We start from the raw sequence: 9,750 nt of genomic DNA on the forward strand, positions 1-9,750 counted from the left end.
CTCTAAAGATTCCACAGTAAATAGGCGACTTTTAGCGACAACATTATTACTTAGGATTTGAGGAGGTGTTGGATGCTTTTTCTGTGTCATTGGCGTTAATTTGCTATCATGGCAGTTGTGCTTAATCATAAACTTTTCACAGGGAAAAGCCCATGCTAAATTGGTCAAAAATCGATACCGTTTTACTTGATATGGACGGAACACTCCTCGATTTACATTATGACAGCCATTTTTGGTTAACTGTTCTTCCACAGCAACACGCCTTAGCGAAAAATATAAGCCTGAGCGAAGCAAAAGAAGATATTTTTAAACGCTACCAAGCTGTAAGCGGCCAAATTGAGTGGTATTGCTTAGATTATTGGGAAGATCAGCTTAAATTACCAATTATGGATTTAAAGCGAGAAACACAGCACCTTATAAAAGTTCGTGACGACGTGCCCTATTTTTTAACGGAGCTAAAAAAAGCAGGAAAAGAGCTTATATTGCTTACCAACGCACACCCAGAAAACGTCATGATGAAATTTGAACACACCGCAATCGATAATTATTTAGATGGTGTAGTGTCGACTCATGAATATGGCGTAAGTAAAGAGCAGCAAAGTTTATGGCACCAAGTACAAAATGATTTAGGATTTAACAAAACACGTACTTTATTTGTTGATGACAGCGTAGCTGTATTAAATGCCGCAAAAGAATACGGCATTGGGCACTTACTTGCGGTTGCTAACCCCGACAGCCAGCAACCACACAACGAAATAGCCGATTACCTAAGTGTTACCGACTATCGCACTATTATTTGACTCGGTTTTGGATACATTATTTTTTCGATAATGTTTTTCTAAGCCATAGCAGTTGGGTGCATTGAATTTTGATAGCGCCCAGCATAACTTGATACATCAGTGTCCGTTTCAAAAAGAAATAAAGAAGCTATAGGCATACCTGGTACTAATTTATAGTAAAATTCACTCATATTAATCAATTCCAAAGTAATTTTTCCCCTATACCCAGGATCTATTTGACCATCACAAACGTGAGCAAACAAAAATCCTCGAGCAATTGACCCCTTTGTTTGAACTAATCCAAATTTGTCAGTAGGTAATGCAACTTCTTCTTGAGTACACGCTAGTAATTTCCCATTAGGAGGAAGAATAATATCTTGCCCTTCACCTAATGTAGTTGTTGTCGTTTCCATCCTCCTTGGAGGAGTAAAAGCTTCTCCATCATAAGGTGCATATTTAGTGAATTGATTATCTAAATGAAGCCCTATTGATGTAGTATCAACCACAACATTATGGCTTCGTCTGATTACCGCATTATTTTCAACTAGATCTTTGAGTGCAACCTGTGTAAGGATCATTTCATTAAACCTTCGTAATTAAAATTGTAAGGACTGACGTTATAACAGATACGGCTCCGGTTATTACATGCGGTATATGATTACTAAAGAAATCTTTAAATTTGCTGGTTTCAATTGGCTCAATGTTTACAGCATTTCTTGTGCTATTTCCAACAATTGGATGTTCTGTTGTCAAAAAAGTTAGAGAACAAAATTTATCTTTTTTAAACAGTGACACTTTCTTATTGCCTACGTTAAATACTGGTATATTTAATTCTCCTTCGAATAAAGGATCTACCTTCGTATTTGCAACAAGAATCCCCTTTGCACCAAGGCTTCCTTTAGAAGATAAAAAAGCAAACGCATTATTTGGCATTTTTATCCTCTGCTCTGTACGTATAAGCAAGCAACTATTTGGCGAAATTACTACATGACCAGTAATATTTCTCCACTCAGTATCTCCTGCCTTCTTATAAACATCACCAACACTTAGATCGACAGAGACTTGTTCTGCTGAATCAGTGCATAAAGAAGTTATATCTATACTTCTATTTTCCAAGTCCTTTGCAAGTATCATAAACAGTCCTTATTATTTAGTTAGCTTTTGCCTGAACTACCAAAACCACCTTCACCACGTTCAGTCGCATCAAATTCATTAACAACATTAAAACCTACTTGCACTATTGGTAAAAATACAAGCTGAGCTATTCTTTCACCCACTTCAACGGTGTATGTTTTATCACTACGATTCCAAAGAGAAATAAATATTTGCCCTTGGTAGTCTGAGTCAATCAGCCCAACTAAATTACCCATAACTAAACCATGCTTATGACCAGACCCTGAGCGAGGGATTATAGTAGCGGCAAGGCCATTATCTTTCATATGAACTGCAAAACCAGATGGTATAAGCTCAACTTGCCCAGGTTCTAAAACTAGATCGGCTTCAATACAAGCTCTAAGGTCAATACCAGCAGAACCTTCTGTTGCATATTTTGGTAATGGGAATTCAGTGCCTAGGCGCTTATCTATAATTTTTAAATCAATATTTCTCATTTTCACTTTCTACTTTGAATAAGTTTATAAACAGAATAATACAGATAAAATGCTGAAAGTGCATTGCTGTATATTTTTATTAGTGTGCTCATTATGTTTATCGTGAGATGGTAAACTCATGCCATGAATCAATTAAATCAATGAAGTCTTCAAAACCACAACCACTGCTTAAGTCGTTTTCTTCAAGCATTAAATCATCATCTTGATAGGCAATTAAGTCTTCGCTGTCTTGGTGCAGAGCATGAGCCTCAAATAAGGCCTCATCTTTAGATAAAATTAAATCTATTTCTTGCCCTTTTAGAGTGACTGGCTCAAAACTCGTTTTGACCGACACAATAAGTGCTTGCACCATAGCGACTTTGTCTTTGCCAATTTCTTCGTTTAACCAACGACCTATTATTGCGTGTTCGCTGCTTATTTTAATTCGTAAACCACTAATAGGGTCACGTATAAATTGATATTCCATAGCTATTACTTATTAAACGTTAATAACGCGATTATACCCGTAAATTAGCTGTAACGCCGACCCTAAAAAACAAAATAGCGCCATTGGGCGCTATTTTTGTAAAACGTTTAAATACCTAACTTCGCGAGCGGTATCGTGCCGCATCTATTATCGACCATAAATAAATAATAGGGACTAATACAAAACCAACGAGTACGTAAATAAGTGCGTAACTTATAACAATAGCTAGCGCAAAAAATATAGCCGCTAAAATACGCCCTTGTACTAGTTGTCCTAAACCAGGAAAAAATATATTACACAATGCAGCAATCACATTACCGCCAGACCCTTGATCAGCCATACTCACCTCTGTAGTTAATTAATTTTAAATTTTAGTTATCTACTTACTATCACACTTTATGCCAATTTATTAAAGCTTAAAAATCAGTTAGTTAAATTACGACTCACTAATTACTTTGGTATTTTTTACTAAATATAGGTCAATTTGATTATTTTTATTATTAATTTTAGTCACTTATCCACGCCAAAAACTATCCAGCTGATTGGTTTTAGAGGTTATTTTTATAATAGCTGTTCATAAAAACAGTATTTTATTTAGCCTAACAAAAACACCTGTTATACTGCCCTCAATATTGATTAAAAAGGCGTAACGATGGACGTTTCAGAATTACTCGACGGCTTAAATGACAAACAACGCGATGCCGTTGCAGCCCCATTACAAAACATGCTGGTGTTGGCCGGTGCTGGGTCTGGTAAAACACGAGTGTTAGTTCATCGTATCGCGTGGCTTATGCAAGTTGAACAAGCATCAGCTTATAGTATTTTTGCGGTAACTTTTACCAATAAAGCAGCTAAAGAAATGCGTACCCGCGTTGAAGAAACCTTAAAAGCACCGGTTGGCGGGATGTGGATTGGTACTTTCCATGGCTTATCACACCGTATTTTACGCGCTCATCACCGTGAAGCTAACTTACCAGAAGCCTTTCAAATTTTAGATTCTGATGACCAACTTCGTATGATCAAGCGCTTATTAAAATCAATGAATATTGATGATAAAAAGTGGCCTGCAAAACAGTTTGGTTGGTACATAAGCGCTAAAAAAGACGAAGCACTTCGCCCTAAAGATATTCAAGCTTATGATATAAACGAGCAAATGATGCTGCGTGTATATGCCGCCTACCAGGAAGCGTGTGACAGGGCTGGTTTGGTCGATTTTGCTGAAATACTGCTACGCAGCTATGAAGTATTAAAAAATAACCCGACGTTACTTCGCCACTACCAACAGCGCTTTGCCCACATGCTAGTAGACGAGTTTCAAGATACTAATACCATTCAGTACGCATGGTTAAAGTTACTTGCCGGCGACACAAGCAGCATAATGATTGTTGGCGACGACGACCAAAGTATTTACGGCTGGCGCGGCGCTAAAATAGAAAACATAAAACGTTTTTTAACTGACTTTGATGCTGAAACTATTCGCCTTGAACAAAACTACCGTTCAACCGCAACTATTCTTAAAGCATCTAATGCGCTTATAAAAAATAATTCCGAGCGTATGGGAAAAAGCTTATGGACCGATGGTAACGAAGGCGAGCCTATATCAATTTATGCCGCCTTTAACGAGCTAGACGAAGCCCGCTTTGTGAGTAGCAAATTACGTAGTTGGTTAAATGCTGGTAACGCGTTGCAAGACGCCGCTATTTTATACCGTAGTAACGCGCAATCTCGTGTACTCGAGGAAGCCATGCTGCAAGAAGGCTTAAAATATCGCATTTACGGTGGTATGCGATTCTTCGAGCGTCAAGAAATTAAAGATGCGCTATCGTACTTACGCTTAGTAGGTAATCGCCAAGACGATGCCGCATTTGAGCGTGTAATTAATACTCCTGCTCGCGGTATTGGCGATAAAACATTAAGTCATATACGTGATTGCGCTCGTGCTGAGTCACTTCCGCTTTGGTACGCAGCTAAAGCTATTGTTGAACAACAGCACTTATCAGGCCGAGCAGCTGGCGCTGTAACAAAATTTGTAGAACTTGTTGAGCACATTGAAGACAAAATTAGCGATCTCACCCTACAAGAACAAGCTAAATACACAATTCAAACCTCTGGCCTTATGGCTATGTACCAAGCTGAAAAAGGCGAAAAAGGCCGTGCCCGCGTAGAAAACTTAGAAGAGCTTATAAGCGCGTGTGATCAATACGAACTCCCTGAAGAAGAAGAGTTTAGCTCACCACTACAAGGCTTTTTAGCCTATACCTCGCTTGAATCTGGTGAAGGCCAAGCCGACGAGCACGAAGACGCGGTACAAATGATGACGCTTCACTCAGCTAAAGGCTTAGAGTTCCCGCTTGTGTTTATGGTGGGCGTTGAAGAAGGCATGTTCCCTTCGCAGCAAAGTAATGAGGAGTCTGGCCGCTTAGAAGAAGAACGCCGCCTTTGTTACGTAGGTATGACTCGCGCTATGGATAAATTATACATTAGCCACGCCGAAAGCCGCCGCCTTTATGGACAAGAGAAGTACCATAGCCCTTCACGTTTTTTACGCGAAATCCCTGAAGACTGCGTTGAAGAAATTCGTATCAAAACGCAAGTTTCGCGACCACCGGCAGCAGGTCGCTTTAGTGCATCAGTAAGCCATGCCGCCTTTGAAGACAGCGGTTTTAACTTAGGTCAACGTGTACTGCATGCTAAGTTTGGTATTGGCACGGTACTTAACTATGAAGGTAGTGGTGCACAGTCGCGTGTACAGGTAAACTTTGATGACTTAGGCAGCAAATGGTTAGTAACGGCTTATGCACGATTACAAGCTGTATAAAGCTCACATAAACACATTAGAAAAAACACTGGTTGGCGCTCATCATCGCCAACTGGTGCTTATTACTGGCAGCACTGCCTGGTGCTACGAGCTGTTAGGTGAATTACTTCAAACTGAAAACACACTCGTCGTTTCTAAAAATACCACATTAAATAACGCGCAGTGGCCTAATCGTACTCATCAAATTTTAGGGCAAGAATATTCACACGCCGTATATGATGGCTTTAGTGGCTTGCACCCTGATAAATTAGCAGCTATTGCAGGTACGGTAAAAGCAGGCGGTATTTTATATTTACTGCTACCAGAGCTAAGCGCGCTCTCAACTTGGCCAGATCCTGCGCTAAGCACAGTGCAGTCTCACGGGCATAAAGTAAGCTATAGCTTTTTTAATGAACGCATTGCCCGCGTTGTGCAATCGTTACCCGCTTATCACTTTAGTGAATTACATGGCTGTAAAGGTAATATCAGCAGAGAAAGCTCTACCAATAAAATAGATTTTGAACCGCAACAGCATTGTGTAGAAAATATAATTAAAGTGGCTCATGGTCGCGCTAATCGCCCTTTACTCATTAATGCCGACAGAGGTCGTGGTAAATCAGCAGCGCTTGGACTTGCTGCCGCCAAGCTTATCGATAAAAAAATACTACTTTGCAGTACACAATTTAAAGCCACTCATAGCAGCTTTAAACATTTAAGTAATGAGTTAAACATACCCTTCGATGGTAAAAGTAAGCAACTTGCTAATTTGCAGTATATTGCTCCAGATTCATTATTAGACTCGTTGCCAGAGTGTGATTTATTACTTGTTGACGAGGCGGCTGCTATTCCAGTTCCTCTGTTATTAAAAATGCTAAAACAGTATCCGCGCATTGTATTTGCAAGTACTTTAGTAGGTTATGAGGGTAATGGTAGAGGCTATACAATTAGATTTAGTCAGTACATTAAAGCAAAGTATAAAGCCGCTAATATTATCACACTTGATGAACCGTTAAGGTTTGCAAAAGCCGACCCGCTAGAGCGCCATATACGCACTTTGCTCGCACTCGAAGCACAGTACGAAGAAATACAAAGCAATGGCTTAAATAACCTAGTCCACAGTGAAATTACTCAGCAACAACTCACAAATGACGAGCTGTTACTTGAGCAGGTTATTGCATTACTTGCCTTAGCACATTACCAAAGTAGCGTTAACGATTTACGCCAACTACTTGATGCACCCTCACAACGATTGTTCATAACCCAAACACATAATCACCTAGTGGGGGTGTGTTTAGTTACAATAGAAGGCGGGTTACCCCTCGAGCTAACTGAGCAGGTGCTTAAAGGTGAACGCCGCCCACAAGGGCACCTAATGGCACAAACTCTCTCACAGCTAAGCAGTGATCCCCAGTGCCTTACCCAACTCTCTGCTCGAGTAGTAAGAATTGCTGTTGCGCCTAATCTTCACAGTCAAGGAGTAGGTAAAGCCCTACTGAGTTTTTGCGAATCAAGAGTAAGTAATGAGTGCCATTGGTTTGGTGCTAGTTTTGGCGCTACGGCTGAGCTATTAAAATTTTGGCAAAGCCAAGGGTTTAGCACTATAAAGCTGGGTTATCAAAAAGATAAAAGCACTGGCGAGCATTCAGCACTCGTTGTGAAATGTTTAAACAACAATACGGGTACACTGAAACTATTAAAAGCTGAATTTCAAACCGATATATTTTATGCTTTACTCACACACTTTAAACACCTTGATTGGCAGCTTGTAAATGTACTTATTTCCTCGTTTACAGATAGACCTATCAGTTCAGACATCAAAAAACGTTTAATACGACAACTTAATAATCACTTTTCTCGATTTAGTATTACAGCTACTATTTGGCAAGTTGTAACTCTGGCACCCTCTGTTGTTAATTGTTTAACGCAAAGTGATAAGCAACTATTAATTAGCTTAATTTTGCAAAATGAAAGCGATACAAACGTCATTGAGCAATTAAATATACAAGGCAAAAAAGAGCTTGAAACATGCTTTAAACAAGCAGTGTTAAAACTAGCTAAAGCCATCAAATAACTCACCCCCTTAATACAATGATTAATTACCACAGTTACTTAAGCTATTTGGTAGATTTGTTCTATTCTTAATACATTAATGGGTAAATTAAGATAAAGGCATGGAATTAATAAACTTTAAAGTGGGCTGCAAAACAATTTCACTGAAAATACTTGATATCTTATTAACCGAGCGCTTTGATAATAATCTCACAACACTACCAAACAACAACAAAAGCTTTATTGGTGTTAAAGATTATATGGATATCCCTACGCCAGTTTTCGATTTAGGGATTATCTTAAATAATATATCAACAGAGCAAAGCAACAAACATATTTTAAAACAGCTAAGATCCTGGCAAGACAAACAAACCAAATGGTTTAATACACTCGAAACAAACCTCTTAAATCAATCAGAAAAATTAGTTATTAATGAAACTGAGCTTCAAGACTTTATTGTTTTTTTCCAGGAGTTCAATACAGACAACCCTGATTTAAAGCTTACTATGTCACGCTTTAATGAGCCTTTTGAATTATTACTAGAACAAGCTAGACAAGCCGTAACTGCTCACAGGCAAGGTGAACATAAACAGGTAAGCTATTTACTTAGTAAGATAAAACGTAGCAGTCTTGCTCAGTTAGAAAGACTGTTTGAATCAGCACAAGAGCAAATAACTTTGGATTACAAACCAATTATTGTATTCACAACGAAAGACGGTATAAACCCTCATGTGGGGTTGCTGGTCGATAAAGTAGAAGACAGCCTAGATTATAAAAAAGAAGATATAAAACCATTAGATAAGCTAACTGATATAGGCTTTGATATAGATCCACAAACTAAAGGTATGATGCGAGGCTTAATAAAAATGGCAGAAAATCATAGTGTGCTTATCGATCCGAGTTCCATATTTAAGCCGACTGAACTACAGGTAGAAACTGAAAATACGGAAGCGTATGGCTTATTTTAGACACAAAAAAGCCGAGATAGACTCGGCTTTTTAATAAAGTTTTTTATGCTATACGGTTGTTATAATATCTTCTACCGCTAAACGCGCCTTTGGCAAACCATGGTTCCAGTCTTCGTCGGTATTAGGGTAACCCATTGCTAGTGCAACTTCACAAATATGACCGTCAAGTTCAGCATTAAACTTCTCACTAATTAGCTCCGGGTCAACGCCTTCCATTGGAGTCGACGCTATGTTCAATCGCGCTAATGTATGCAGCACATTACCAAGTGCTAAATAAACCTGCGCTTTAGTCCAACTACCGTTGTAACCTTTCTCATCTGTGTTCATTTCAGCGAACGCATATGCACCCATAAAGTTATCGCGCATATCAGCTGGTAAATGACCAGAGCTGACTTCTACATCAACACGCTTAGAAAATTTTTCTTTCGTAAACTTAGGATCATAAGCAAGTAATAATGTATGCGATGCTTCTTTAGCATGATGCTGATTAAACTGGTGTTTGTTAGCAAATGTATCGTGTAAGCGTTGTTTACCTTCTTCACTTTCAACCAAAATAAACTTCCAAGGTTGCGAGTTAATTGAAGAAGCTGACAAGCGAATAGCCTCTTTAATTACTTCAATATCTTCATCAGAAATACGTTTTGATGAATCATATTGCTTAGCGGTATAACGATTGTGTAAATCTTTGATAATTTGATGAGCCATGTTTTTCTCCAAAACTTATACTAAGTAAATATTTTATGAAGTTAGTTTAATTGGAAAGGATCATTTTGATAATAGTGAATACAGTTAAAAGACTATATAGAAAATATTGATTGAATCGCCCCGAGTTCATCGGAGACCAGTTTGTTTAAGTCAGGCCACTTTACCTGACTCGTTTAAATTATCATAGTAGTCTGTTTCATATTGAGCTGGTGAAATATACCCAATTGAAGATAATAAGCGTTGATTATTAAACCAATTGACCCACTCTAACGTTGCGTATTCAACAGCATCAACATTCTTCCACGGGCCATTTCTGCGAATAATCTCTGTTTTAAATAATCCATTTATTGTTTCAGCCAATGCATTGTCATAAGAG

General features: G+C 38.6%; 11 protein-coding genes and 1 pseudogene. 4 read left to right on the forward strand and 8 right to left on the reverse strand.

Annotation, left to right across the window (positions count from 1 at the left end; genetic code table 11):
* Nucleotides 1–90: pseudogene (locus BCG07_RS04340) on the reverse strand (ADP compounds hydrolase NudE); the annotation flags it as partial.
* A gap of 62 nt (nt 91–152) precedes the next feature.
* Here BCG07_RS04340 and yrfG point away from each other — a divergent pair.
* Complete coding sequence (gene yrfG / locus BCG07_RS04345) at nt 153–800, forward strand: GMP/IMP nucleotidase (RefSeq protein WP_286888877.1); 648 nt, start codon at nt 153–155, stop codon at nt 798–800.
* Between the two features lie 38 nt (nt 801–838).
* Here yrfG and dcd read toward each other — a convergent pair whose 3' ends face one another.
* From dcd to BCG07_RS04370, 5 genes are all read right to left on the reverse strand, one after another.
* The gene (gene dcd, locus BCG07_RS04350) at nt 839–1,357 is read right to left on the reverse strand and encodes a dCTP deaminase (RefSeq protein ID WP_243532005.1); all 519 of its coding nucleotides are present in this window, start codon (nt 1,355–1,357) and stop codon (nt 839–841) included.
* A 4-nt stretch (nt 1,358–1,361) separates the two neighbouring features.
* Entirely contained in the window at nt 1,362–1,913 is a 552-nt protein-coding gene (locus BCG07_RS04355; protein ID WP_243532007.1) for a dCTP deaminase domain-containing protein, read from the reverse strand.
* Between the two features lie 20 nt (nt 1,914–1,933).
* Nucleotides 1,934–2,389 carry a dUTP diphosphatase gene (gene dut / locus BCG07_RS04360; RefSeq protein WP_243532009.1) on the reverse strand — a complete coding sequence of 152 codons (456 nt, stop codon included), beginning with the start codon at nt 2,387–2,389 and terminating at the stop codon, nt 1,934–1,936.
* A 97-nt stretch (nt 2,390–2,486) separates the two neighbouring features.
* The gene (locus BCG07_RS04365) at nt 2,487–2,855 is read right to left on the reverse strand and encodes a YacL family protein (protein WP_243532011.1); all 369 of its coding nucleotides are present in this window, start codon (nt 2,853–2,855) and stop codon (nt 2,487–2,489) included.
* Between the two features lie 115 nt (nt 2,856–2,970).
* On the reverse strand, nt 2,971–3,195 hold the full coding sequence (locus BCG07_RS04370; protein WP_006791382.1) for a hypothetical protein: 225 nt from the start codon (nt 3,193–3,195) through the stop codon (nt 2,971–2,973).
* Between the two features lie 312 nt (nt 3,196–3,507).
* Between BCG07_RS04370 and uvrD the strand changes: the two genes are divergently transcribed.
* From uvrD to BCG07_RS04385, 3 genes are all read left to right on the forward strand, one after another.
* On the forward strand, nt 3,508–5,673 hold the full coding sequence (gene uvrD, locus BCG07_RS04375; RefSeq protein ID WP_006791383.1) for a DNA helicase II: 2,166 nt from the start codon (nt 3,508–3,510) through the stop codon (nt 5,671–5,673).
* Nucleotides 5,651–7,723, forward strand: coding sequence for a tRNA(Met) cytidine acetyltransferase TmcA domain-containing protein (locus tag BCG07_RS04380; protein WP_286888880.1), 2,073 nt, complete (start codon nt 5,651–5,653; stop codon nt 7,721–7,723). The genes uvrD and BCG07_RS04380 overlap by 23 nt, the downstream gene beginning before the upstream one ends.
* Nucleotides 7,724–7,823: 100 nt before the next feature.
* Nucleotides 7,824–8,669, forward strand: coding sequence for a chemotaxis protein (locus tag BCG07_RS04385; RefSeq protein WP_286888882.1), 846 nt, complete (start codon nt 7,824–7,826; stop codon nt 8,667–8,669).
* A 48-nt stretch (nt 8,670–8,717) separates the two neighbouring features.
* Here the strand turns inward: BCG07_RS04385 and BCG07_RS04390 are convergent, their stop codons facing one another.
* The gene (locus tag BCG07_RS04390) at nt 8,718–9,374 is read right to left on the reverse strand and encodes a nitroreductase family protein (RefSeq protein ID WP_010557628.1); all 657 of its coding nucleotides are present in this window, start codon (nt 9,372–9,374) and stop codon (nt 8,718–8,720) included.
* Nucleotides 9,375–9,524: 150 nt separating this feature from the next.
* Nucleotides 9,525–9,750 (reverse strand): IS3 family transposase (locus tag BCG07_RS04395; RefSeq protein WP_286888884.1); only part of this gene is annotated, 226 nt, incomplete at its 5' end.

It is taken from the genome of Pseudoalteromonas sp. ESRF-bin5, from assembly GCF_002632075.1.
GTDB lineage: Bacteria > Pseudomonadota > Gammaproteobacteria > Enterobacterales > Alteromonadaceae > Pseudoalteromonas > Pseudoalteromonas marina.

What these genes read in the sequence shown, in the direction of transcription:
- yrfG (WP_286888877.1), top strand. Translation starts at nt 153, where the DNA reads ATGCTAAATTGGTCAAAAATCGATACCGTTTTACTTGATATGGACGGA.
- dcd (WP_243532005.1), bottom strand. Translation starts at nt 1,357, where the DNA reads ATGATCCTTACACAGGTTGCACTCAAAGATCTAGTTGAAAATAATGCG.
- BCG07_RS04355 (WP_243532007.1), bottom strand. Translation starts at nt 1,913, where the DNA reads ATGATACTTGCAAAGGACTTGGAAAATAGAAGTATAGATATAACTTCT.
- dut (WP_243532009.1), bottom strand. Translation starts at nt 2,389, where the DNA reads ATGAGAAATATTGATTTAAAAATTATAGATAAGCGCCTAGGCACTGAA.
- BCG07_RS04365 (WP_243532011.1), bottom strand. Translation starts at nt 2,855, where the DNA reads ATGGAATATCAATTTATACGTGACCCTATTAGTGGTTTACGAATTAAA.
- BCG07_RS04370 (WP_006791382.1), bottom strand. Translation starts at nt 3,195, where the DNA reads ATGGCTGATCAAGGGTCTGGCGGTAATGTGATTGCTGCATTGTGTAAT.
- uvrD (WP_006791383.1), top strand. Translation starts at nt 3,508, where the DNA reads ATGGACGTTTCAGAATTACTCGACGGCTTAAATGACAAACAACGCGAT.
- BCG07_RS04380 (WP_286888880.1), top strand. Translation starts at nt 5,651, where the DNA reads ATGCACGATTACAAGCTGTATAAAGCTCACATAAACACATTAGAAAAA.
- BCG07_RS04385 (WP_286888882.1), top strand. Translation starts at nt 7,824, where the DNA reads ATGGAATTAATAAACTTTAAAGTGGGCTGCAAAACAATTTCACTGAAA.
- BCG07_RS04390 (WP_010557628.1), bottom strand. Translation starts at nt 9,374, where the DNA reads ATGGCTCATCAAATTATCAAAGATTTACACAATCGTTATACCGCTAAG.